We start from the raw sequence: 452 nt of genomic DNA, 5'->3' as shown, positions 1-452 counted from the left end.
CGCGCGTTCCCGCCCGCATCAAGGAGGAGGAACCCATGGGCGAATTCGAGGACTTCGAGGACACCGCCGCGGCGGCGCACCGCCGGGAGATGGAGGAGATGCACGCGGCCTACGAGGAGATGGACATGAACGAGCTCACCGCGTTCATGGCCGAGATGGACGAGAAGGACGCCGCCCGCGACGCCGAGCGCGACCGGGACTGACCAGCACAAACGCAGACGGCTCCGTTCGCTCCCGGGACGCGCACACCGCGTTCCGGTGGCGGGCGAAGGCGCCGCGCGCCGCACGACCGACCCACATCAGCATCCCGAGCACGAGGACGGACAAGGCGATGACCGAGACGAAGACGATGACGGTGACGGTGGACGAACTGTTCACCGAGGCGGGCATGCGCAAGTTCACCTCCGAGCGGCGTGACCTGCATTTGGCGGACGCGCGCGAGTACGGCCAAC

At 68.4% G+C, this 452-nt stretch carries 1 protein-coding gene; it reads left to right on the top strand.

Going from position 1 to position 452, the window contains the following annotated elements; translation table 11 throughout:
* On the top strand, positions 1–203 hold a 203-nt coding region (locus GT354_RS27800; RefSeq protein ID WP_237535518.1), incomplete at its 5' end, for a hypothetical protein.
* Between the last annotated feature and the right edge of the window lie 249 nt (positions 204–452).

This window comes from Streptomyces sp. SID3343 (genome assembly GCF_009865215.1).
GTDB lineage: Bacteria > Actinomycetota > Actinomycetes > Streptomycetales > Streptomycetaceae > Embleya.
Note: the sequence above shows the minus strand (reverse complement) of the source record. Positions and strands in the feature narration are given on the sequence as shown.